Annotated in this window: 18 protein-coding genes and 1 pseudogene; 12 read left to right on the top strand and 7 right to left on the bottom strand. The window is 71.9% G+C overall.

The genetic code is table 11. The features are described from left to right. Positions 1-86: 86 nt before the first annotated feature. Positions 87-1,100, bottom strand: coding sequence for an aldo/keto reductase (locus ACIQ9E_RS03715; protein WP_403701454.1), 1,014 nt, complete (start codon positions 1,098-1,100; stop codon positions 87-89). Positions 1,101-1,390: 290 nt separating this feature from the next. On the opposite strand from ACIQ9E_RS03715, the gene ACIQ9E_RS03710 reads away from it, so the two are divergent. From ACIQ9E_RS03710 to serA, 6 genes are all read left to right on the top strand, one after another. Continuing rightward, positions 1,391-2,338 (top strand): 2-hydroxyacid dehydrogenase, encoded by a 948-nt coding sequence (locus tag ACIQ9E_RS03710; RefSeq protein ID WP_403701451.1) that lies wholly within the window; start codon positions 1,391-1,393, stop codon positions 2,336-2,338. A 513-nt stretch (positions 2,339-2,851) separates the two neighbouring features. Then, positions 2,852-5,689, top strand: coding sequence for a putative bifunctional diguanylate cyclase/phosphodiesterase (locus tag ACIQ9E_RS03705; RefSeq protein WP_403701448.1), 2,838 nt, complete (start codon positions 2,852-2,854; stop codon positions 5,687-5,689). A 334-nt stretch (positions 5,690-6,023) separates the two neighbouring features. Further along, positions 6,024-7,883, top strand: a complete 1,860-nt coding sequence (locus ACIQ9E_RS03700; RefSeq protein ID WP_403701445.1) for an acetolactate synthase large subunit — start codon at positions 6,024-6,026, stop codon at positions 7,881-7,883. Positions 7,884-7,912: 29 nt separating this feature from the next. Continuing rightward, a complete protein-coding gene (gene ilvN / locus ACIQ9E_RS03695) occupies positions 7,913-8,440 on the top strand; it encodes an acetolactate synthase small subunit (RefSeq protein ID WP_006346393.1) in 528 nt (175 codons plus the stop codon). Positions 8,441-8,589: 149 nt separating this feature from the next. Further along, complete coding sequence (gene ilvC / locus ACIQ9E_RS03690; protein ID WP_403701441.1) at positions 8,590-9,591, top strand: ketol-acid reductoisomerase; 1,002 nt, start codon at positions 8,590-8,592, stop codon at positions 9,589-9,591. A 435-nt stretch (positions 9,592-10,026) separates the two neighbouring features. Beyond that, positions 10,027-11,631: a phosphoglycerate dehydrogenase gene (serA, locus tag ACIQ9E_RS03685; RefSeq protein WP_403701438.1), complete on the top strand. Its 1,605-nt coding sequence runs from the start codon at positions 10,027-10,029 to the stop codon at positions 11,629-11,631. A 301-nt stretch (positions 11,632-11,932) separates the two neighbouring features. On the opposite strand, the gene ACIQ9E_RS03680 is transcribed toward serA, so the two are convergent. After that, the gene (locus tag ACIQ9E_RS03680; RefSeq protein WP_403701435.1) at positions 11,933-13,147 is read right to left on the bottom strand and encodes a PucR family transcriptional regulator; all 1,215 of its coding nucleotides are present in this window, start codon (positions 13,145-13,147) and stop codon (positions 11,933-11,935) included. A gap of 190 nt (positions 13,148-13,337) precedes the next feature. Between ACIQ9E_RS03680 and ACIQ9E_RS03675 the strand changes: the two genes are divergently transcribed. The 3 genes from ACIQ9E_RS03675 to ACIQ9E_RS03665 all read left to right on the top strand — a co-directional run bounded on the left by ACIQ9E_RS03675 (position 13,338) and on the right by ACIQ9E_RS03665 (position 16,238). After that, positions 13,338-14,264 carry a proline dehydrogenase family protein gene (locus tag ACIQ9E_RS03675; RefSeq protein ID WP_403701433.1) on the top strand — a complete coding sequence of 309 codons (927 nt, stop codon included), beginning with the start codon at positions 13,338-13,340 and terminating at the stop codon, positions 14,262-14,264. Positions 14,265-14,311: 47 nt separating this feature from the next. Next, positions 14,312-15,952: an L-glutamate gamma-semialdehyde dehydrogenase gene (gene pruA / locus ACIQ9E_RS03670; protein ID WP_006346385.1), complete on the top strand. Its 1,641-nt coding sequence runs from the start codon at positions 14,312-14,314 to the stop codon at positions 15,950-15,952. 145 nt (positions 15,953-16,097) lie between these two features. After that, complete coding sequence (locus tag ACIQ9E_RS03665; protein ID WP_403701429.1) at positions 16,098-16,238, top strand: prevent-host-death family protein; 141 nt, start codon at positions 16,098-16,100, stop codon at positions 16,236-16,238. A gap of 125 nt (positions 16,239-16,363) precedes the next feature. Here ACIQ9E_RS03665 and ACIQ9E_RS03660 read toward each other — a convergent pair whose 3' ends face one another. From ACIQ9E_RS03660 to ACIQ9E_RS03640, 5 genes and pseudogenes are all read right to left on the bottom strand, one after another. Then, positions 16,364-16,678 carry an ArsR/SmtB family transcription factor gene (locus ACIQ9E_RS03660; RefSeq protein ID WP_403702862.1) on the bottom strand — a complete coding sequence of 105 codons (315 nt, stop codon included), beginning with the start codon at positions 16,676-16,678 and terminating at the stop codon, positions 16,364-16,366. A gap of 103 nt (positions 16,679-16,781) precedes the next feature. After that, entirely contained in the window at positions 16,782-17,294 is a 513-nt protein-coding gene (locus tag ACIQ9E_RS03655) for an SRPBCC family protein (RefSeq protein WP_403701426.1), read from the bottom strand. 222 nt (positions 17,295-17,516) lie between these two features. Beyond that, positions 17,517-18,071 (bottom strand): annotated as a pseudogene (locus ACIQ9E_RS03650) (lysophospholipid acyltransferase family protein); the annotation flags it as partial. A 314-nt stretch (positions 18,072-18,385) separates the two neighbouring features. Further along, a complete protein-coding gene (locus ACIQ9E_RS03645) occupies positions 18,386-19,249 on the bottom strand; it encodes a phosphatidate cytidylyltransferase (RefSeq protein ID WP_403701422.1) in 864 nt (287 codons plus the stop codon). Beyond that, complete coding sequence (locus ACIQ9E_RS03640) at positions 19,246-19,821, bottom strand: phosphatidate cytidylyltransferase (protein WP_403701419.1); 576 nt, start codon at positions 19,819-19,821, stop codon at positions 19,246-19,248. The genes ACIQ9E_RS03645 and ACIQ9E_RS03640 overlap by 4 nt, the downstream gene beginning before the upstream one ends. Positions 19,822-20,351: 530 nt before the next feature. Here ACIQ9E_RS03640 and ACIQ9E_RS03635 point away from each other — a divergent pair. The 3 genes from ACIQ9E_RS03635 to ACIQ9E_RS03625 all read left to right on the top strand — a co-directional run bounded on the left by ACIQ9E_RS03635 (position 20,352) and on the right by ACIQ9E_RS03625 (position 22,985). Next, positions 20,352-20,483 (top strand): hypothetical protein, encoded by a 132-nt coding sequence (locus tag ACIQ9E_RS03635; RefSeq protein ID WP_006346373.1) that lies wholly within the window; start codon positions 20,352-20,354, stop codon positions 20,481-20,483. Positions 20,484-20,589: 106 nt separating this feature from the next. After that, positions 20,590-21,630 (top strand): 3-isopropylmalate dehydrogenase, encoded by a 1,041-nt coding sequence (locus tag ACIQ9E_RS03630; protein WP_403701416.1) that lies wholly within the window; start codon positions 20,590-20,592, stop codon positions 21,628-21,630. Between the two features lie 272 nt (positions 21,631-21,902). Beyond that, the gene (locus tag ACIQ9E_RS03625) at positions 21,903-22,985 is read left to right on the top strand and encodes a branched-chain amino acid aminotransferase (protein WP_403701414.1); all 1,083 of its coding nucleotides are present in this window, start codon (positions 21,903-21,905) and stop codon (positions 22,983-22,985) included. Positions 22,986-23,020 lie beyond the last annotated feature (35 nt).

Here is a 23,020-nt window from a genome sequence, read left to right as displayed (position 1 = left end):
TTCCTCACAGCCCCCGACCGGCCCCGACTACCCCCGGTCGCCCGGGTCCGGGCCCGCCGCCCCCTCACCCCACCGGCCCGGGAGGGTCAGTCCCAGGACCCCAGGGCCGCCGGCAGCCCCCGGATCTCCGCCTCGTCGCGTTCCGTGAGCCGTACCCCCACCGCACCGGCGTTCTCCAGCGCCCACCGCTCCCGCTTCGCCCCCGGTACGGGCACCACGTGCCGCCCCCGCGCCAGCACCCACGCCAGTGCCACCTGCGCCGGGGTCACCCCCGGCCCGTGCCGTCCGGCTATCCGCCGCAGCCCGGCCACCAGCGGCTGGTTGGCCGCCATCATCTCCGCCGTGAAGCGCGGGTGGCGGGCCCGCGGATCGTCCGGCTCGAAGCCGCCGCCAGGAGTGAGCGTGCCCGTCAGAAAGCCGCTGCCCAGCGGCCGCGCGGCCAGAAATCCGACCCCGCGCGTCTCGCACCACGGCAGCAGTTTGACCAGCGCCTCCGGCGACCAGACCGACAGCTCCGCCTGGACCGCGCCGACCGGGAACACCTGCTGGAGCCGTTCCAGCAGCCGGATCGTGCCCTCGTACGGGTCACCGGGCACCGCACCGCGCCGGAACCCGTACGCCGCCCGTGCATCCGCCGCGCACAACCCGAGCGCCCGCACCTTCCCGGCGGTCACCAGCTCCGCCATCGCGCCCCAGGTCTCGTCGACCGGCACCTCCGGATCGGGCCGGTGCAGCTGGTAGAGGTCGATCACATCGGTCTGGAGCCGCCGCAGCGACGCGTCACAGGCCCTGCGGACATATCCGGGACGCCCGTTGGCCACCACGTGCCCGTCGCCGACCAGCAGCCCGACCTTGGTCGATACGAAAGCGTCCGCCCGGCGCTCCCTCAGAGCCCGGCCGATCAACAGCTCATTGGTGAACGGGCCGTACATATCGGCCGTGTCCAGCAGGGTGGACCCCGCGTCCAGTGCCGTGTGAACCGTCCGTACGGACTGGTCCCCACGCCGCTGCGAAGCGGTGTACGCCCAGCTCATCGGCATACACCCCAGCCCCACCGCACCCACCCGCAACGCCGCCGCGCCGATCGTCCTGCGCTCCACCCGCCCGTGCCCTCCGCTTCCCCTCGTCCGCCGCCGGACGCCCACCAAACTAACCAACTCCCCTGCCGGTTCACCGCCCGCCGTCCCGGACCGGCCTCCCGGCGGCCGGATCCCGGCCCCGGCAGCGCGCCCCGTACCGCTCCGGAGGGCCACCGGGACACCACCGGATGACCATCGGGAGACCACCGGGCACCGGACCGGTCTGCCGCCGCGGCCGGCCGCGGCGGGCACGCGGTCCGGACCGCGGGCGGTCCGACGTGATCCGCCGGACCCGTCCTAACCTCGTGACCATGACTGCTGATGTGTGGCTGCCCATACCTGCCGACGAGATCGACGGCCTGCCGCCCGCCGGGTCCTCCGGCCTCGTCTACCGCCACTGGGACGGTGCACCGGACTATCCGGCGGACCCGGCCGACTGCGTCTTCTACACGGTCCCCTATCTGAGCGGGACGGAGGCCGCGGTCCGCCCGATGCCCGAGATGTCGTCCGTCCAGGTGGTCCAGACACTCTCCGCAGGGACCGACCATGTCGAGCCGGGGCTCGGAAGCCTTCCTTCCGGTGTACGCCTCTGCAACGCCCGAGGGGTGCACGAGGCGTCCACGGCGGAGCTGGCGCTCGCCCTGACCCTGGCGTCCCTGCGGGATATCCCCGGCTTCGTCCGGGGCCAGGACGCCCATGAATGGCGGGCGGGTTTCTACCCGGCACTCGCCGATCGCACGGTGATGATCATCGGATACGGGTCCATCGGCGCCGCGATCGAAGACCGGCTCGCGCCCTTCGAATGCGCGCGGATCCTGCGCATTGCGCGCTCGGCCCGCACCTCCGCGCGCGGTCCGGTGCGCCCGTTCACCGATGCGGCCGCCCTGCTGCCCCACGTCGATGTGGTGATCCTCTCGACCCCGCTGAACGAGCGGACCAAGGGCCTGGTGGACGCCGCCTTCCTGGCCGGGATGAAGGACGGCGCCCTGCTCGTGAACGTCGCCCGCGGCCGGGTGGTCGACACCGACGCCCTGCTGGCCGAAGTGCGGAGCGGACGGCTCACCGCCGCACTCGACGTCACCGACCCCGAGCCGCTGCCGCCGGGCCATCCGCTGTGGCAGGCGCCGGGAGTGCTGATCAGCCCGCATGTCGGGGGCTCCACCTCGGCGTTCCTGCCACGGGCCAAGAGGCTGCTGGCCGCCCAACTGACCCGGTTCGCGGCCGGAGAACCCCTCGACAACGTCGTCCTCACCCTCTGAAACTCCCCGTAACCCTCCAAATTCTCCGAAGCCCTCCCAGCTCGCTCAGAATCTCCGAATTCTCCGCACCGGCGCCCCGCCGCCGTCCCCGGCCCCCGGCCGGGGACAGCGGCGGCCGATGAGAACCCGCCACCCCCATCCGGCCCGCCCCCGCCGTACTTGACGTCACAGCCGGAAACACTGCGAAGTCATCCGATCGCCCCGCGCGTCCTCATCCCCATATGCGGTCACTGAGAGTAGAGGCACTATGTCCCTGAGTGACGATCCTGGTGTAAAGTCCCGACTTGGGGGCCGCACCCGCATGGGGTGGTGCAGCGTGACGGCCCGACTGCCGAACGGATTTCGAGGGGGGCGACGGGCGATGTACGGCCAATGGCGACAGACCACGGATCCAGCACGGCGAGGGCGCCGACGACGGCCTTCGGCAAGCGAACCGACCCGGACCCCGCTTCCGGTTGCGGGTCCGCTTCCGCTTCCGGCCGTGGTGCCGGTGCCGGTCCCGGGAGCGGGCCGGTGACCGCCGGGGAGGCGGTGGCGGCCCCCCGGACGGGCCCCGCCGCGGGCGGTGTCGCCGCCCCCCTCCTCCTCGCCGTCGTCTGCGCGGGATACGCGGTCGGCGCGGTCCTCGGCTGGGGCTCCCGGGAACTGGCCCTGTTCATGGGCGACTTCGGGCTCAGCGCCGCGGCGCTGGTCGCCGCGGTCTCCTGCTTCTGCTACGCCCGCCGGCTGCCGTCCCGGCTCCGCCCGGCCTGGCTGCTCTTCGCGCTCTCCTCCCTCATGGCCGCGATCGGAAACGCCGTCTGGGGCTGGTACGAGGTGGTCCTGGACCGGCCGGTGCCCAGCCCGTCCGCCGCCGATGTGTTCTTCCTCTGCTTCGCGCCGCCCGCGATCGTCGGCCTGCTCGTCCTGGCCAAACGGCCGGTCACCCGGGCCGGCTGGTTCTGTCTCGCCCTCGACGCCTGGCTCATCGGCGGCTCCCTGCTCACCATCTCCTGGAGCCTGGCCCTCGCCCACACGGCACATGTCCAGGGGCAGAGCGTGGCACCCGCCGCGCTCGCGCTCGCCTATCCGATGCTGGACATCGTCCTCGTCAGCATGGTCCTGGCCCTGCACTTCCGGCGCTCCGGCGGAAACCGCTCCGCGGTCAACACCGCCGTCGCCGCCTTCGCCCTGACCGTCGTCTCCGACGCGCTGTTCACCTCACCGCTGCTCCGGGAGACCTACCGCTCGGGCCAGCTGCTGGACGCCGGATGGTTCGCCGGTTCGCTGCTGCTCGCCTACGCGCCCTGGGGCGTGCGCAGACCGGCGGAGCCGCCGCGCCCGCCGCGCGGCCCGCTCCAGTCGACCCGGCCGGTCGCGGGCTCCCTGTCCGCGCTGACGCCTTATCTGGCCGCCGCCGTGTGCACGCTGGGGATCCTCTACCACGTCGTCGAGGAGCGCCGGGTCGACCGGGTCGTGGTCATCACCGCCTGCACGGTCGTCCTCGCCCTGGTGGTACGGCAGGGGATCATGCTCGTCGACAATGTCTCCCTCACGACCGAGCTGGCCCAGAAGGAGAACCACTTCCGCTCCCTCGTCCAGGGGTCCAGCGACGTCATCATGATTGCCGCGCCCTCCGGGGTGCTGCGGTACGTCAGCCCCGCCGCATCCGGTGTCTACGGGCGCGACGCCGAGGAGCTGATCGGCTCCGAGCTGGCCTGTCTGCTCCACCCCCAGGACCTCGGCCGGGTCGTCCACGAGGTGCGGCGCTTCCTCGCCGCCTCCCCGGCGGACGAGCCGACGATGCGCATCGAGTGCCGCTTCCGCTCCGGCGGCGGCGAATGGCTCCATGTCGAATCCACCGTCAACCGCCACCAAGGCGGACTGATCTTCAACTGCCGGGACGTCACCGAGCGGGTCAGACTCCAGGCCCAGCTGCAGCACAGCGCCGAGCACGATCCGCTGACCGATCTGCCCAACCGGGCGCTGTTCACGGAGCGGGTCCGCCGGGGCATCGGCGGCCGCCGCTCCGGTGATGCGGGCACCGCGGTGCTCTTCATCGATCTCGACGGATTCAAGGGCGTCAACGACCGGCTCGGCCACCAGGCGGGCGACGAACTGCTGATCGGCGCCGCGAACCGGCTGGCCGAGTCCGTGCGCTCCGGGGACACCGCCGCCCGGCTCGGCGGCGACGAGTTCGCCGCCCTCATCCTGGGCGACGGCGCCCGCGACCCCGCCTCCCGGGAGGCCCAGGTCCTGGAGATCGCCGAACGGCTGCGCCTCACGCTCTCCCAGCCGTACCGCATCGACGGCCAGGACGTCCGGGTCGCCGCCTCCATCGGGGTGGCTTTCGCCGAACCCGGTATCGGCCCCTCCGATCTGATGCGCAACGCCGACCTCGCCATGTACCGGGCCAAGGCGGGCGGCAAGGACCGGGTCGAGCTGTACGCCCCCCAGATGCAGGCCGAAGTCGTCCGCCGCACCGAACTCGCCGCCCGGCTGCGGACCGCCCTCCACGAGGGCGAGTTCGCCCTGCTCCACCAGCCCGTGGTGAGCCTGGCCAGTGGCCGGATCGAATCGGTCGCCGCCCAGGCCCGCTGGCGCTCGGCCCACGGCATCCTCTTCACCCCCGGCGAATTCCTGCGGGTCTCCGGCGACGCCGACCGCGCCGACGAGCTGGGCCGCTGGCTGCTGGAGGAGTCCGTCGCCCAAGCCGCGGAGCGGGGCAGACTCGGCCACCACACCCCGGTGACGGTCCGGGTCTCCAGCCGCCGCCTCCTGGACCGCTCCCTGCCTCCCGGCGGTATCGAGCGGATGCTGGCCCGGCACGGTCTGCCGTCCCGGGCGCTGATCGTCGAACTGTCCGACCCCGACCCCCGGCTCCGCCAGGACTCCCGGTCCTCCTTCGACGAACTGGAGCAGCGGCTGATGGCACTGCGCAGAATCGGCGTCCGGATCGCCCTGGACGGCTTCGGCAGCGGCCACGGCGCGATCGACGCCCTGCGCCGGCTCCCGGTGGACATCCTCAAACTGGACCGCGGCCTGGTCGACGGGATCGTGGAGTCCTCCCGGCTGCACAAGATCACCGGCGGGTTGCTGAGAATCGCCGGCGATCTCGGGATGGAGTCCGTCGCCGAGGGGGTGGACCTGCCGGAGCAGGTGCTCGCCCTGCGGGCGATGGGCTGCACCCATGGCCAGGGCGCGGCTTTCTCCGGCGCTCTGGACGAGTACCGGCTGCGCCGTGCCCTGGTCAGGGAGGACTGCCCGGTGCCGGGCGGGGCCGCTCTGCCGGTGCTGACGGGGGGTGCGGGAGGTGGCTCGTTCCGCATGCGCAACGGCTCACATAATGAGACGCGCGTCCCACCGGCTTGACAGTGGCAGCGCGTCGGGGAGAGGGTCAGTGCCATGCGCACCCGAATTCTCGTACTTGGACAGCGCGTCGGCTGAGCGGGTTCTCCACCAGAACCCGTGGACACCTCCCGACGCGCTCCCCTCGCTTGCCTCACGGCACGAGGGGTTTTTTGTTGCACAAGCACCGGGCGGCGAACCGGAGCCAAGCGGCAGAAGGCCGAGCAAAACACCCCCGATACCCGGCACCACCCCGAGACACCTCAGTACCCCGAGACACTCCGCACCACCGCCTCACCAGCAGTACTCCGCAGCACCCCGCAGCACCCTTCAGCGAATCCTCCGCTTCGAGAAGAGAATGCCGATGACCGAGCAGGCCACCGGGGCCCCCCATCCCCAGCCGCGCGCCCGTACGGGCGGACAGCCGACCGTCGCGGTCGAGCACGTCACAGGCGCGCAGTCCCTCATCCGCTCTCTTGAAGAAGTGGGGGCCGACACCGTCTTCGGTATCCCCGGCGGAGCCATCCTCCCGGCCTACGACCCGATGATGGACTCCACCAAGGTGCGCCACGTCCTGGTCCGGCACGAGCAGGGCGCGGGCCATGCCGCCACCGGATACGCCCAGGCGACCGGGAAGGTCGGGGTCTGCATGGCCACCTCGGGCCCGGGCGCCACCAATCTGGTCACCCCGATCGCCGACGCGCATATGGACTCCGTCCCGCTGGTCGCGATCACCGGCCAGGTCGCCTCCCACGCGATCGGTACGGACGCCTTCCAGGAGGCGGACATCGTCGGTATCACCATGCCGATCACCAAGCACAACTTCCTGGTCACCAAGGCCGAGGACATCCCGAAGACGATCGCGGAGGCCTTCCACATCGCCTCCACCGGCCGCCCCGGACCAGTCCTCGTCGATATCGCCAAGGACGCCCTCCAGGCACGGACCACCTTCTCCTGGCCGCCCGCCCAGGACCTGCCCGGCTACCGGCCCGTCACCAAGCCGCACGCCAAGCAGATCCGCGAGGCCGCGAAGCTGATCACCGAGGCCAAGCGGCCGGTGCTGTACGTCGGCGGCGGAGTCATCAAGGCCCGTGCCACCGCCGAGCTGAAGGTCCTGGCGGAGCTGACCGGTGCCCCCGTCACCACCACCCTGATGGCCCTCGGCGCCTTCCCCGACAGCCATCCGCTGCATGTCGGCATGCCCGGGATGCACGGCTCCGTCACCGCCGTCACCTCCCTCCAGAAGGCCGATCTGATCGTCGCGCTCGGCGCCCGCTTCGACGACCGGGTCACCGGCAAGCTGGACAGCTTCGCCCCGTACGCCAAGATCGTCCACGCCGATATCGACCCGGCGGAGATCGGCAAGAACCGCACCGCCGACGTTCCGATCGTCGGGGACGCCCGCGAGGTCATCGCCGATCTCGTCCAGGCAGTGCAGGCCGAGCAGAGCGAGGGCCGGCGCGGCGACTACACCGCCTGGTGGAAGGACCTCAACCGCTGGCGGGACACCTACCCCCTCGGCTACGACCAGCCCGGGGACGGCAGCCTCTCCCCGCAGCAGGTCATCCAGCGCATCGGGCAGCTCGCCCCCGCGGACACCATCTACGCGGCCGGAGTCGGCCAGCACCAGATGTGGGCCGCCCACTTCATCAACTACGAGCAGCCCGCCACCTGGCTGAACTCCGGCGGCGCCGGAACGATGGGCTACGCGGTCCCCGCCGCCATGGGCGCCAAGGCGGGCGCCCCCGACCGCACGGTCTGGGCCATCGACGGCGACGGCTGCTTCCAGATGACCAACCAGGAACTCACCACCTGCGCGCTGAACAACATCCCCATCAAGGTCGCCATCATCAACAACGGCGCCCTCGGGATGGTCCGCCAGTGGCAGACCCTCTTCTACAACCAGCGCTACTCCAACACCGTGCTGCACTCGGGCCCCGACGCCGCCCCCGGCGGTCCGAGCGCGGGCACCCGCGTCCCGGACTTCGTCAAACTGTCCGAGGCGATGGGCTGCTACGCCCTGCGCTGTGAATCCCCCGAGGACCTGGACAAGGTCATCGCCGAGGCCAACGCGGTCAACGACCGGCCCGTGGTGATCGACTTCATCGTCCACGAGGACGCCATGGTCTGGCCGATGGTGGCCGCCGGCACCTCCAACGACGAGGTCATGGCCGCCCGCGGGGTCCGCCCCGACTTCGGCGACGGCGAAGACGACTGAGCGACCAGAGAGAGACGGAAGACCCACCCATGTCAACCAAGCACACGCTCTCCGTCCTGGTGGAGAACACCCCGGGCATCCTCGCCCGGATCGCCGCCCTCTTCTCCCGCCGCGGCTTCAATATCGACTCCCTTGCCGTCGGCGTCACGGAGCACCCCGACATCTCCCGCATCACCATCGTGGTGGGTGTCGAGGACCTCCCCCTGGAGCAGGTCACCAAGCAGCTCAACAAGCTCGTCAACGTGTTGAAGATCGTCGAGCTGGAACCCAGCGCCGCGATCCAGCGCGAACTGGTCCTGGTGAAGGTCAGGGCCGACAACGAGACCCGCTCCCAGATCACCGAGATCGTCCAGTTGTTCCGCGCCAAAACCGTGGACGTCGCACCCGAGGCCGTGACCATCGAGGCCACCGGGTCCAGCGATAAACTGGAGGCCATGCTCCGGATGCTGGAGCCGTACGGCATCAAGGAACTGGTCCAGTCCGGCACGATCGCCATAGGGCGTGGCGCCCGGTCCATCACCGACCGGTCCCTGCGCGCCCTGGACCGTACGGCCTGACGGCCCGACGCCCGGTCCGATCCGGCCGGGGGCCCGCGCCCCCGGCCATAGCACCCGGGGTCCGCGCCCGTATCGCGAGACCCCCCACCGCACCTTCCCCTCCCCGCCGTACGGTGGGACGCACCATCAGCACTCAAGGAGACATTCCAGTGGCCGAGCTGTTCTACGACGACGATGCCGACCTCTCCATCATCCAGAACCGCAAGGTCGCGGTCATCGGCTACGGCAGCCAGGGCCACGCCCACGCGCTGTCGCTCCGTGACTCGGGCGTCGACGTCCGAGTCGGTCTGCACGAGGGCTCCAAGTCCAAGGTCAAGGCCGAGGAGCAGGGTCTGCGCGTCGTGACGCCCGCCGAGGCCGCCGCCGAGGCCGACGTCATCATGATCCTGGTTCCGGACCCCATCCAGGCCCAGGTCTACGAGGAGTCGATCGCCCCGAACCTCAAGGACGGCGACGCCCTCTTCTTCGGCCACGGCCTGAACATCCGCTTCGGCTTCATCAAGCCCCCGGCCGGGGTCGACGTCGCCATGGTCGCCCCCAAGGGCCCGGGCCACCTGGTGCGCCGTCAGTACGAGGAGGGCCGCGGCGTTCCGTGTATCGCGGCGGTCGAGCAGGACGCCTCCGGCAAGGCCTTCGAGCTGGCGCTGTCGTACGCCAAGGGCATCGGCGGCACCCGGGCCGGCGTCATCAAGACCACCTTCACCGAGGAGACGGAGACCGACCTCTTCGGCGAGCAGGCCGTGCTCTGCGGCGGTACCGCGGCGCTGGTCAAGGCGGGCTTCGAGACCCTCGTCGAGGCCGGTTACCAGCCGGAGATCGCCTACTTCGAGTGCCTCCACGAGCTGAAGCTCATCGTCGACCTGATGTACGAGGGCGGCCTGGAGAAGATGCGCTGGTCGGTCTCCGAGACCGCCGAGTGGGGCGACTACGTCACCGGTCCGCGGATCATCACCGACCAGACCAAGGCCGAGATGAAGAAGGTCCTCGCCGAGATCCAGGACGGCACCTTCGCCAAGAACTGGATGGACGAGTACCACGGTGGTCTGAAGAAGTACAACGAGTACAAGACGCAGGACGAGAACCACCTGCTGGAGTCCACCGGCAAGGAGCTGCGCAAGCTCATGAGCTGGGTCGACAACGACGAGGCCTGAGCCCGGTGCGAGGGGCCGGGACGCGGCGCGGAAGCGCGGTGTCCCGGCCCCTCGCCGTTGCGCGCAGCGAAGCCCGCGGTGGCCGGAACGGGGGCCTTCGCCGTGTCCGCACCGGAGTCCGCGGGGCCCGGGACCCGGGTCCGCCGTGGTCGGAACCCTCGTTCCGGCGGTACGGAATCCGTGGCTCCGGCGGTGCCGGGAACGGCCCTTCGGCCGCGTTGACCACTTCGTCCAGCCTCGGACGGGTGATCCTGCCGAGAAGGCACAAGACTCCGTGCCGGTCACCACTACACTTCTCAACAACACGCGTCAGGCCCACAGTGTCGTGCGTCTTCCACGCGGCTAGCCCCTCCACCGCCTGCGGCCGTCGGGACGGCCGTCTCCCGCCGTGGCCCTCAGGCACGGGCGGGACCCCTTGGACTTGTGAGGACTCACGTGAGCGCTGAGCTTGCCCGTAAACCCGTCGTACTCATCGCCGAAGAGCTGTCGCCCGCCACCGTGGACGCGCTCGGTCCGGACTTCGAGATCCGTCACTGCAACGGCGCCGACCGCGCGGAGCTGCTGCCCGCGATCGCCGATGTGGACGCGATCCTGGTCCGCTCGGCGACCAAGGTCGACGCCGAGGCCATCGCCGCCGCGAAGAAGCTGAGGGTGGTCGCCCGGGCCGGCGTCGGTCTGGACAATGTGGACGTCTCCGCCGCCACCAAGGCCGGTGTCATGGTGGTGAACGCCCCCACCTCGAACATCGTCACCGCCGCCGAGCTGGCCTGCGGTCTGCTGGTCGCCACCGCCCGCAATATCCCGCAGGCCAACACCGCCCTGAAGAACGGCGAGTGGAAGCGCTCCAAGTACACGGGCGTGGAGCTGGCGGAGAAGACCCTCGGTGTCGTCGGGCTCGGCCGGATCGGTGTGCTGGTGGCCCAGCGGATGTCCGCGTTCGGGATGAAGATCGTCGCGTACGACCCCTATGTACAGCCCGCCCGCGCCGCCCAGATGGGTGTCAAGCTGCTCACCCTGGACGAGCTTCTCGAGGTCGCCGACTTCATCACGGTCCATCTGCCGAAGACGCCGGAGACCCTCGGGCTGATCGGCGACGAGGCGCTGCACAAGGTCAAGCCGACGGTCCGGATCGTCAACGCCGCGCGCGGCGGGATCGTCGACGAGGAGGCGCTGGCCTCGGCGCTGAAGGAGGGCCGGGTCGCCGGCGCCGGTCTGGACGTCTATGCGAAGGAGCCGTGCACGGACTCCCCGCTGTTCCAGTTCGACCAGGTCGTCTGCACCCCGCACCTGGGCGCGTCCACGGACGAGGCACAGGAGAAGGCCGGTATCGCCGTGGCCCGTTCGGTGCGCCTGGCGCTCGCCGGTGAGCTGGTCCCGGACGCGGTCAACGTCCAGGGCGGTGTGATCGCCCAGGATGTGAAGCCGGGGCTGCCGCTGGCCGAGCGCCTCGGCCGGATCTTCACCGCGCTGGCGGGCGAGGTCGCGGTCCGGCTCGATGTCGAGGTGTACGGCGAGATCACCCAGCACGACGTCAAGGTGCTGGAGCTGTCCGCGCTGAAGGGCGTGTTCGAGGACGTCGTGGACGAGACCGTCTCGTACGTCAACGCGCCGCTGTTCGCGCAGGAGCGCGGGGTCGAGGTCCGGCTGACCACCAGCTCGGAGTCCCCGGACCACCGCAATGTGGTCACCGTCCGGGGCACGCTGTCGGGCGGCGAGGAGATCGCGGTCTCCGGCACGCTGGCCGGCCCGAAGAACGTCCAGAAGATCGTCGCCATCGGTGACCACGACGTGGATCTGGCGCTCGCCGACCACATGCTGGTCCTGCGGTACGAGGACCGTCCGGGTGTCGTCGGCACCGTCGGCCGGATCCTGGGCGAGGCCGGGCTGAACATCGCCGGGATGCAGGTGTCGCGGGCCGAGGAGGGCGGCGAGGCGCTGGTCGTGCTCACGGTCGACGACACCGTGCCGCAGCCGGTCGTCGCGGAGATCGCGGAGGAGATCGGCGCGGTCTCGGCGCGCTCGGTGAACCTCGCCGACTGACCGCCGGCCGAAACGCGGCGTAGGCAGCGAAGGCTACGAACGCCACCCCGTCCGCACGTCCCCGGGCCCCGCTCCCTCCGAGGAGCCGGACCCGGGGACGTTTCCGTATCCCGGCTTCAGCGGTCAGGCGCCGCCGGGCCGGTCGGGGTCGCGGACCGGTCCCCGCGCAGGAGTACGAGGGCGAGCGGCGCCCCCGCGAGCAGCAGGGCGCCGCCGGCGAGGGCCGCCGGCCGCCTACCGGGGAAGCGCCGCTCGGAGACGCGCCGGACGCGTGCCGGTCAGGGAAGCGCCGGTCCGGGGCTTACAGCCGTGCCGTCTTCAGCACCATGTGCAGCAGCAGCCGGTGCTCCCCGTCCGCCAGGTCCAGACCGGTGAGCTGCTCCACCCGTGACAGCCGGTAGTAGAGCGTCTGGCGGTGGATGCCGAGTGCGGCGGCCGTCCGGCTCGCCTGGCCCGCGCAGTCGAGGAATACCTCGGCCGTCCTGGCCAGTTCCCGGTGGGCCGGGCTCAGCAGGGGCCGGACCGCGGGATCGTCGGCGGCCGGTCCGTCCGCCAGCGCCGTCAGCAGGCGGTACGGGCCGATGGCCCGCCACTCGGTGATCCGCGGCGCCCCCGGATCGGCGTGCGCGGCCCGCGCCGCGGCACCGGCCTCGTACCAGGCGGTGTTCAGCTGTACGAGCCCGGTGCGCGGGGCCGCGACCCCCGCGGCGGGCCCGCCGCGGCCGCCGACGAGCTGTTCCGCCACGGCCAGCGCGGGTCCGGTGGTGTCCGCGGAGCGCAGCCGTACCAGCGCCGCCAGAACCCGCGACGAGGGGGCGGACGGCGCCGTGGGCTCCGCCGTACGGGTGGCGGGGGCGGCCTCCGGCGCCCAGGGGACGCTCAGCGTGCAGAGGGCGGCGACGCCGGGCAGCGACCTGGCCGACGGGGTGTCCGGCGCGGTCCACGGCGCCACGCACACCACCGCGTGCGGACCGTCCGTCCCCCGGTCGGGCCCGCCCAGCGCCGTCCGCAGCGCCGCCACCGCCATGTCGTACTGCCAGCCCCGTTCGGCCGTCAGCGCCGCCCGCAGTTCGCGCGCCGTATCGGTGTCGGCCCGCTCCTCGTCGGCGAGCAGGGTGCCGATCCGGCCCGCCACCTCCATCGCCGCCGCGAGCTGCTGGTCCGTGGGCCCCGGGACGGTGTCCAGCAGCCAGACATAGCCGAGGACGACACCCCGATGGCGTACGGGAAGGCAGAGCCGGTCGCGGTAGACGCCCGCGTCCGGGGCGGCCGGGATCCGGACCGGGCCGGTCGCCCGGGTGATGCCGAAGCCCTCGAACCAGGCGCGGACCGCCGGGGTGGAGCGGCGGGTGAGGATCGACCGGGTGCGCACCGGGTCGAGCTGCGACTCGTCGAACGCGCTGTCGCTGTCGTGGGCGCCGAAGGCGATCAGCCCGAAATCGCGGTTCTCCAGCGTCGCCGGGGCCGCCAGCAGCGCCGAGATCTCGTCGACGAGGTCCTGATAATCACCCTTCACTCGGACATTCTGGCACGTCTCCCATCTTCCTTCAGACAAGTGTCTGAGATCCCGGCCACGGATGCGTGACAGGTGTCGATGGCCGAGGATCGGAGCGATCCTTAGATTTCACGGTGGTTCTTCGTGCCGTTCCGGACCGGTTTCCCCGCGGTCCGGCACGGCCTGCTCGTACATCTCCGTGGAGGTCCCCGTGCTGGGTCCCGTGATCCTCGCCGCGTCGCGCAGCGACAAGATGCGCCGTGTCATCTCGGCCGCTCCGGTCACCAAGCCTGTGGTGAACCGTTTCATCGCCGGCGAGACCGTGGACGAGACGGTTCCGGTCGTCCGGGACGCGGCCGCCCGCGGTCTGGAGGTCACCCTCGACGTCCTCGGTGAGGACATCACCGACGCGTCGGAGGCGCTGCGCGCCCGCGACGCCTATCTGGAGCTGATCGAGGCCCTCAAGCCGCTCGGCCTCGGTGAGCGCGCCGAGATGTCGGTGAAGCTGTCCTCCTTCGGCCAGGCGCTGCCCGGCGGCCACGAGCTGGCGCTGAAGAACGTCACCCCGGTCGTCGAGGCCGCCGCCGAGATCGGCACCACGGTCACCCTCGACATGGAGGACCACACCACCGTCGACTCGACCCTGGCGATCCACGCCGAGCTGCGCGAGCGTTTCCCCCGTACGGGCGCCGTCGTCCAGTCGTACCTCTTCCGCACCGAGGACGACTGCCGGATGCTCGCCGAGGCCGGTTCCCGGGTCCGGCTGGTGAAGGGCGCCTACAAGGAGCCCGCGTCCGTCGCCTACCAGAACAAGGCCGAGGTCGACAAGGCGTACATCCGCTGCCTGCGGATCCTGATGGAGGGCGAGGGATACCCGATGATCGGGTCGCACGACCCGCGCATCATCTCCATCACCCAGGAGCTGGCCCGCCGGGCCGGCCGCAAGCTCGACGACTACGAGTTCCAGATGCTCTACGGCATCCGCGAGGCCGAGCAGGCCCGGCTGGCGGCCGAGGGCCACCGGATGCGCGTGTACATCGCGTACGGCACCGACTGGTACGGCTACTTCATGCGCCGTCTCGCCGAGCGCCCCGCCAACCTGGCGTTCTTCCTGCGCTCCCTCGCCACCCGCGGCTGACCCGGCCCCCGAACACGCACGTCACGAACGAAGGAGAGTCGGCACTCATGGACGCTGTCACCCAGGTCCCCGCACCGGTCAACGAGCCGGTCCACTCCTACGCGCCCGGCAGCCCGGAGCGCGCCCGCCTGGAGGCGAAGCTCAAGGAGCTGGCCGAGAACCCCGTCGAGCTGCCGATGACCATCGGCGGTGAGCGCCGGATGGGCGGCGGCGAGCGGGTCGACGTCGTGCAGCCGCACAACCACCGGGCCGTCATCGGCACCTTCGCCGGGGCCACCGAGCAGGACGCCCGGGACGCGGTCGACGCCGCCCTGGCCGCCGCTCCGGCCTGGCGCGCGATGTCCTTCGACGACCGTGCCGCGATCATCCTGCGCGCGGCCGAGCTGCTGGCCGGCCCCTGGCGCGAGACGCTGGCCGCCTCCACCATGCTGGGCCAGTCCAAGACCGCCCAGCAGGCCGAGATCGACACGCCGTGCGAGCTGGTCGACTTCTGGCGGTTCAATGTCGCCTACGCCCGCGACCTGCTCGCCGAGCAGCCCCCGGCGAACTCCCCGGGCGTCTGGAACCGGCTGGACCACCGTCCGCTGGAGGGCTTCGTCTACGCGATCACGCCCTTCAACTTCACCGCCATCGCGGGCAACCTGCCCACCGCACCCGCCCTGATGGGCAATGTGGTGGTCTGGAAGCCGTCCCCGACCCAGACCCACTCCGCCGTGCTGCTGATGCAGCTCCTGGAGGAGGCCGGGCTGCCGAAGGGCGTCATCAACCTGGTCACCGGTGACGGAATCGCCGTCTCCGAGGTCGCCCTCAACCACCCCGCGCTGGCCGGTATCCACTTCACCGGCTCGACCCGCACCTTCCAGCACCTGTGGAAGACGGTCGGCGGCAACATCGAGAAGTACCGCTCCTACCCCCGGATCGTCGGCGAGACGGGCGGCAAGGACTTCGTCGTCGCCCACCCGAGCGCCGACCGTGCGGTGCTGAAGACCGCGCTGACCCGTGGGGCCTTCGAGTTCCAGGGCCAGAAGTGTTCGGCCACCTCCCGCGCCTACCTCCCGGCGTCGATCTGGAACTCCGGCTTCAAGGAGGAGTTCGCGGCCGAGGTCGACGGGATCGCCATGGGCGATGTCACCGACCTGTCGCACTTCGTCGGCGCCGTGATCGACGACCGTGCCTTCGCGAAGAACAAGGCCGCGATCGACCGGGCCAAGGCCGACCCGACCTGCGAGATCGTCGCGGGCGGCACATACGACGACTCGGTCGGCTACTTCGTCCGCCCGACCGTGATCCTCTGCACCGACCCGGGCAACGAGGTCTTCACGGACGAGTACTTCGGCCCGATCCTCGCGGTGTACGTCTACGAGGACGAGTCGCCCGAGGGCTACGACGCGATGCTGGACCAGATGGAGTCGGTGTCCGCGTACGCCCTGACCGGCTCGGTCATCGCGAACGACCGCGCCGCCGCCGCGCACACGATGGAGAAGCTGCGGTACGCCGCGGGCAACTTCTACATCAACGACAAGTCGACCGGTGCCGTCGTCGGCCAGCAGCCCTTCGGCGGCGGCCGTGCCTCGGGCACCAACGACAAGGCGGGCGCGCCGCAGAACCTGATGCGCTGGACGCTGACCCGCGCCATCAAGGAGACGCTGGTGGCGCCGACCGAGTACGGCTACCCGCACATGGGCTGACCCGCCCAGGGCCCCGGCCCGGAGGGTCACCCCCTCAGACACCGCCCCCGAACCGGCCCCCACGCCGGTCCGGGGGCGGTTTCCATTTCCCCTTCCCGACGATGGGCGGCAGCGTACGGTCACCGATCACGGGCAGCCCGCAGCCGTGCTGATCAACCCGCAGGAGTTGGCGGATCCGGAGGATGCTCCGGCCCTGGCGCTCCATCGGGAGCGCCTGAGGTCCGGCGGTACGGCGCCGGTCCCGCATGTCGAGGTGCGGGCCCGCCTCGGGCTGGACCCCGGGTGATGTATTCGATCGTCCGGGACGAAGCCGCGATCGACTCGGCGGCTCGGTTTCGCATGGGCCGCTGGAAGAGCCGCGGCTCGGCCGATCCGCCCGGCCCGCCCCCCGACGGGCCGGGCGGAGCCCGGTCAGTCCGTTCCCGGGGTCTCCGCGAGGCGTTTGATCGCGTCGAGACGGGAGTCCCAGTCGGACGCCACCCGGGTCATCCAGCGGGCCGCCGCCGTCAGCCGCTCCGGGCGGACCGTGAAACGGGTCTCCCGGCCGGCGCGGCGGGCGCCGACCAGACCGGCGCGGTCGAGGATGCCGAGGTGCTTGACGATCGCCTGGCGGCTGACGGGCAGTTCGGCGGCGAGGACCGTGGCGGTCGCGCTGCCGTGGCCGGCGAGGGAGTCCAGTATCCGGCGGCGCATCGGGTCCGCCAGCGCGGACAGCACCTCCGACATGGATGCGGACACGGCGTCCGCCGCCGCGGGATCCGGTGGGACGGCCCCCGGGGGCGGGTGCCCGCCGCCCGGGGTGCCGGTGCCAGTTGTCATACGCTGATTCTCACCCGTCCGTTCCGGCGCCCCCGTCCACACCGTCCGTCTCCCCGGTCTCGGCGTACTTCCTGATGTTGGCCAGCTGGTCCGCCCAGCCGTTCACATGGCTCTCGTACAAGGCTGCGGCACGGCGCTCCTCGGTGATCCGCAGACCGGCGAAGCCGGTCTCGACGACCCGCAGCCGGGTGCCCTCGCCGACCGGGGTGAGGGTGAACTCGACGAGGGTCGAATTGCCCTCGTCGGTCTGCTCACCGGGGTACGCGGACGCCCAGCGGTAGGCGAACCTGCGCGGCGGCTCCACCGTGACGATGGTGGTCGGGAACTTTCCGTCGGCGCCGTGGTCCAGGAGCATCGTGCCCCCGGGGCGCAGATCCACCGGGGCCGGCTCCCCGTGTCCGAACCAGGCGCCGACATGCTCGGGTTCGGTGAGCACCGCCCAGACCCGCTCCGGCGGCGCCGCGATGTCGATCTCCTTCTCGATACGGTCCCGCTCCCGGGCCGCGGTGGTGTTCTCACTCATGGTCGTGCCTCCTGCTCCGGCTCCCTGAAAACTAACGTGCTACCTCATGGTTGCACTTCGTCGGAGATAGTGCAACCAGTTGGTTGCTCTTTCTGTCGGGGGTCAGCCGCGGGCCGCCGCGATCAGGGACACCAGCAGCGCCAGCGGCGGTCCCCAGCGGGAGGCGGCGACCGTCGCCGCCCGGCCCTTGGGCGGGTCCGCATCCGCCGCCCGGCCCGGACCGTGCAGCGCGGTCACCTCGGCGCGGGCCCGGTCCGGGCCGACCGAGGGGTGCAGCGGAGCGCCGATCCGTACCCGTACCGGATGAGGGCGCAGCCTGCCGTGCTTGGGCAGCAGCCGGTCCGTGCCCGTGATCCCCACCGGTACCACCGGAACCCCCGCTTCCGAGGCCAGTACCAGTGCGCCCCGGTGGAACGAGCCGGGCACGCCGTCGCCGCGGGTGCCCTCCGGGAAGAGCACCACCGCCCGTCCGGACCGCAGTTCACCGGTCATCGCGAGCAGATCGCCCATGCCCCCGCCGGTCCGGCGCACCGGGAAGCCGGCCGCCAGCCTGCGGCAGATCCGGCGCCGCCACGGCGAGGCGAACCAGTAGTCGGCCGCCGCGGCGATCGCGGGAGTGTGCCGGGCGTCGAGCGCGGCGAGCAGGGCCGCCGTATCGGCGTGGGAGCTGTGGTTGGCGACGACGACGCAGCCGCCGCGCGGCAGCCGTCCGCGGCGTTCGACACCGCCGGTGAGCTGGAGGACGTACCACCACAGGGCGCGCCGCAGGGCGGCGGCGGTACGGGACCGCGACGGCGCACGGTTGCCGGTGGAGGGCGCCGGGGGGTCGGACGCGGGCCCGGGGCCGGGGCCGGGGTCGCGGCCGGGGGCTGCGCAGGCACCCGGGTGCGGGCCCGGGTCCGGGTGCCTGCCGGAGTCCGTGCCCGGTCCGGAGTCCGAGCCCGTGCCAAGGCCCGGTGCCGCGTCCGTGCCGGAGTCCGGGCACCGCGGGTCCGAGCCCGGTCCGGAGTCCGGTGCCGCGCCCGTGCCGGAGCCCGCACCCGGGCCCGTCCCGGGGAGACCGCCGCCTCCGCAGGGCGGCCCCGCGCCCGTCATGCCGTCACCACCGCGGCCAGCAGCAGGGCGGGCAGCAGGGAGTCGATCCGGTCCAGCAGACCGCCGAAGCCGGGCAGCCAGTCGCCCGCGTCCTTGACGCCCGCCTCCCGTTTGACCATCGACTCCAGCAGATCGCCCAGGACGCAGCCGGCCAGCACCGCCGCCCACAGAGCCGGGGAGAACGCCCCGACCGCGAGCAGCACCGCCCCGGTCGCGATCGCGGCACCGGCCACCCCGGCCCAGGTCTTGTTCGGGGAGAGCGGCGACAGCGGACGGGCCGCCGGGCCGCGCCGCCCCAGCGCCGTACCGCCGCACCAGGCGCCGACATCCCCCAGCGCCACCGCCAGACCCACCGCGACCGCGGTCTCCCCGAGCGTCACCAGACCGGTTAGCGCCAGCGGGATCCACAGCAGGCCGAAGGCGGTCCCGGCGGCCCGGGTGAAACCCGACGTACCGTCACCCGACAACACGGACGGCAGCGCAGCCGCGAGCAGCAGCACCCCGCCGGTCCGCGCGTCCAGAGCCGACGGCGCCTGCCACGCCAGCCCCGGCAGCACCACCGCGGCGGCCGTCAGCACCGCCTGATCGGCCCGGGACAGCCCCGCGAGGCGTACGTATTCGGCCACCGCGATCACCCCCAGCCCGGCCGCCAGCGCGAACGCCCCGCCCGCGCCGAGGAACAGCGCCCCCAGATAGACCGGTGCCGCGATCGCCCAGGTCCGCCAGCGGCGGCGCAGTTCGGTACGCATCCGGATCCGGGCGGGCAGCGCGGCCACCGCCAGTCCGCTCGCCCCCAGCGCCCCCGCGACCAGGGGGATCGCCCGTCCGAGGGTCTCGCCCGCCACCAGTGCCCCGCTCATCGGGCCAGTTCCTTCCGGAGCCGGGCCAGCCGCAGCAGCGCGGTCAGCGCCGAGCCCGCGGCCAGTACCGCCAGAACCGGTACGGCCCAGCCGGATGCCGCCGCCACGACCACCAGCAGACAGCGTTCCGTCTTGCCGACTGGACCGCCGTTGAGCCGCGGGGCTCCGGCCGCCGCGCCCGCCAGCGACACCCACGAAGGGAGGGTCGCGGCGAGCCCGGCGGCGGCCACCAGCCAGAGCGGGGCGAGTGTCAGAAACCCGGCCAGCACCAGCAGATCCGCCGCCCGGTCGCCCAACTCGTTGTGGAGCGCGCCGCGCGGGCCGGTCCTGCCGGTGTCCCGGGCGACGGCACCGTCGAGGTTGGCGCAGGCCAGCCGGGCCGCGAGCAGGACCGCGACCGGCAGCGCGGCCAGCGGGGCGGGCAGCAGGGCGAGGGCCGCGGCGGCACCGGCGGCGCAGCCGGCACCGGCGGCCGTGAGGGCGTCGGGGGACACCCCGCGCCGGACCAGTACGCCGCGGACCCCGGCGAGCCGGGACGCGTACCAGGGCTTGAGAGCGTAGAGGCCGTTCATGGCGCCCACTGTTCTCCGATGGCCGGATTTCCGTCATGGGGTGGATACTCAGATCGGAGATTGAGTACCTGCGCCGGGCGCCGGGTGTCGGGCCGGTGCCCTGTCGCGGCCGTGTGGCCGGCCGCCCTCGGCGAGACCGCGGCCAAGGCTTACGGCTTCGGCGCGCTCTCCGCTCCCAGGGCGAGCCGTACCGCCGCCGAGCCGCAGCCCTTCGGGCCCGACCGCCCTCCGGCCCCGTACCCCTCCGGCCGTAGCCCCGTATTCACACCTTCGAGTGAGCCCGGGGCTCCGCCGCACCCCGCCATGACCTGCGGTTTCCATGATCTCCGTCTCAGATAGTAGGAAGTCCGACTACTTGTGGAGACAGAAGCGCGTCGCTGGCTTAACTTTGTAGAAGCCGAACGTCCCGCTGGAACCAGCGATGGGCGGTCCGGGCCCGTGCCCCTTCCGCAGGCGATCCCTGCGCGGCACGCCCCCGCCCCCACCCGGCGCCCTCTCGACAGCCCCGTGATTCCCAGGAGTCGGTCACCATGTCCGCTGAGACCGTTCGCCGCGTCCGCGTCCGCCACCCCCGTACCACCGAGTCCGACCGCCGCAACGCCGCCGCCGCCCTCCAGCGCGCGCTCGACCGGCGCGACAACGGCGGTTCCACGGGGCACTGACTCCCGGCAGTGCCCCCTGCCCGCCGTCAACCGTCCGGGAAGCGGGCCCTGTCCAGCAGGTGGACAGCCCGTGTCATGGGGTGGGATGGCGAGTAGGGTGCCCTTCATGCCCCGCAGCCTCAACATCGCAGTCATCCCCGGCGACGGCATCGGCAAGGAAGTCGTCGCCCAGGGACTGAAGGTCCTGACCTCCGTCCTCCCGCAGGACGTCAAGCTGGAGACCACCGAGTACGATCTCGGCGCCCAGCGCTGGCACCGCACCGGGGAGACCCTCCCGGACGCGGAGCTGGAGGCCCTCAAGGGGCACGACGCGATTCTGCTCGGTGCCATCGGCGACCCCTCCGTGCCCTCGGGCGTCCTGGAGCGAGGTCTGCTGCTGAAGCTGCGGTTCGCCTTCGACCACTACGTCAACCTGCGGCCGTCGAAGCTCTTCCCGAACACGGCGACGCCGCTGGCCGGCCGTCCCGAGATCGACTTCGTGGTGGTCCGCGAGGGCACCGAGGGCCCGTACACGGGCAACGGCGGCTCCCTGCGCACCGGTACGCCCGCCGAGGTCGCCACCGAGGTCAGCCTGAACACGGCGTACGGTGTCGAGCGCGTCGTCCGGGACGCCTACGAGCGCGCCAACGCCCGCCCCCGCAAGAAGCTGACGCTGGTCCACAAGAACAACGTCCTCGTCTACGCGGGTCATCTGTGGAAGAACATCTTCGACCGGGTGGGCCAGGAGTACCCCGAGGTCACCACCGACTATCTGCACGTCGACGCGGCGACGATCTTCTTCGTCACCCAGCCGGAGCGCTTCGACGTCATCGTCACCGACAACCTCTTCGGTGACATCCTCACCGACCTCGCCGCCGCCGTCACCGGCGGAATCGGCTTGGCGGCCTCCGGCAACATCAACCCGACGGGCGCCTTCCCGTCGATGTTCGAACCCGTCCACGGCTCCGCCCCCGATATCGCGGGGACCGGCAAGGCCGACCCGACGGCGACGATCCTCTCCGTCGCCCTCCTCCTGCGCCACCTCGGCTTCGACGCCGAGGCCGTCCGCATCGAGGAGGCCGTCTCCGCCGACCTGGCCGACCGCGACGGAAGCTTCCGCACGACGGACGAGATCGGCGACGCGCTCGCGGTACGCGTAGCGGACTGACCCGACGAAGCTCACGAAGCCGCCGGGTCGCACACAGCGCCCGGCGGCTTCTTCCGTGCGGCCTCCGGGTGCCTCCACCAACAGACCCATAGCAGCCGGACCGCGCCTTCACCCCGTACCACCCGTTTCGGGTCACCGCCCCCGGGGGCGATAATCGAACCGGGCCGTGGTCCACGGGAATGCTCGGACGTCCTAGCACCGTATGAACACCGTATGCGGGCGCCGGGGTGAGCGTGTGCGGTCCGCCCATCAACGGTGAAGGAACTGCACTCATGACGACGATCGAGCTGAAGCCCTCCGCTAACCGGCTGTCCGCGGCCGAGCGGGAGGCGATCATGGCGAACCCGGGGTTCGGCCGCCACTTCACCGACCATATGGTGACGATCAGGTGGACCGAGGGCCGCGGCTGGCACGACGCCCAGCTCACGCCGTATGCCCCGCTCTCCATCGACCCGGCCAATATGACCCTGCACTACGCGCAGGAGATCTTCGAGGGCCTCAAGGCGTACCGCCGTCCCGACGGCTCCGTCGCCACCTTCCGCCCGCAGGCCAACGCCGAGCGTTTCCAGGTCTCGGCCCGCCGGCTCGCGATGCCGGAGCTACCGGTCGAGACCTTCATCGAGGCCTGTGACGCCCTGGTCCAGCAGGACAAGGACTGGGTTCCGGAGCACGGCGGCGAGGCCTCCCTCTACCTCCGGCCGTTCATGATCGCGGCCGAGAACGGGCTGGGGGTCCGCCCGGCCAACGAGTACCTCTTCATCGTCATCGCCTGCCCGGCCGGGCCGTACTTCACCGGCGGCGTCGTGCCGGTCTCGGTCTGGCTCTCGGAGAACTACGTCCGCGCCGTTCCCGGCGGCATGGGCTTCGCCAAGACCGGCGGCAACTACGCGGCGTCCCTGCTCGCCCAGGCCGAGGCCGCCGAGGAGGGCTGCGACCAGGTCGTCTGGCTGGATGCGCTGGAGCACCGCTGGGTCGAGGAGATGGGCGGCATGAACCTGTACTTCGTGTACGGGGACAAGATCGTCACGCCCGAGCTGACCGGGTCGCTGCTGGCCGGGATCACCCGCGACTCGCTGCTCACCCTGGCCCGCGATCTGGGGTACGAGTCCGAGGAGGGCCGGATCTCCACCGAGCAGTGGCGGCGCGATACCGAGAACGGCACCCTGACCGAGGTCTTCGCCTGCGGTACGGCGGCGGTGATCACGCCGGTCGGCCGGGTCAAGTCCGCCTCCGGGGAGTGGCTCCAGAGCGGTGGCGAGCCCGGCGAGCTGACGATGAAGCTCCGGGAGAAGCTGCTGGCCATCCAGACCGGCGCGGCGGCCGACGAGCACGGCTGGATGCACGAACTCGGCTGATGCCGGTGGCCCGGTGGCCCGGTGGCCCGGCGGCC

Source organism: Streptomyces sp. NPDC094448, assembly GCF_044763775.1.
Taxonomy (GTDB): Bacteria; Actinomycetota; Actinomycetes; order Streptomycetales; family Streptomycetaceae; genus Streptomyces.
This window is presented reverse-complemented; position numbering and strand designations above follow the sequence as displayed.